The sequence below is a fragment of the Alcanivorax profundi genome (assembly GCF_003597125.1).
Lineage (GTDB): Bacteria > Pseudomonadota > Gammaproteobacteria > Pseudomonadales > Alcanivoracaceae > Alcanivorax > Alcanivorax profundi.
In genome coordinates this window covers 1-445 of record NZ_QYYA01000120.1, presented here as the reverse complement: position 1 = coordinate 445, position 445 = coordinate 1, and the positions used below count along the sequence as shown (strand labels likewise).

The following is a 445-nucleotide window of genomic DNA, read 5'->3' as shown; positions in this document are numbered from 1 at the left end:
CATTTGGTGTAGAATTCGCCGATAGGTTCCATGCGGATGGCAGTAAGCACCTTGTTCTTAACGCCCAAGGCTCCGAGTGCGCTGCTCAATGCCAGGGAATTGATAACGGTAGCACACATACCCATCTGGTCGCCCTTGACACGGTCGAAACCCTTCTGGCTTCCACTCAAACCGCGGAAGATGTTACCACCACCAATCACAATGCCTATCTGAACGCCCATCTCATGGACCTCCTTTATCTGCTTAGCATAATCACTCAGGCGCTCTGGGTCGATGCCGAAGCTCTGCTTGCCCATCAGACTCTCGCCGCTCAATTTCAAAAGAATTCTTTTAAACTTTGCCATTTTATTTTAATTTACAATTTACAGTTAACAGTTTATAGTGCGTAGCCTCCTATATACCATTAACTATTAACTATTAACTAGAAACTTAATTTCTCCGAACG

The 445-nt window shown here is 45.2% G+C and carries 1 protein-coding gene; it reads right to left on the bottom strand.

Features of this window, described 5'->3' with window-relative positions:
* The coding region (locus D4A39_RS19220) for an amino acid kinase family protein (protein ID WP_497707272.1) at nt 1–344 on the bottom strand (344 nt) is incomplete at its 3' end.
* Nucleotides 345–445 lie beyond the last annotated feature (101 nt).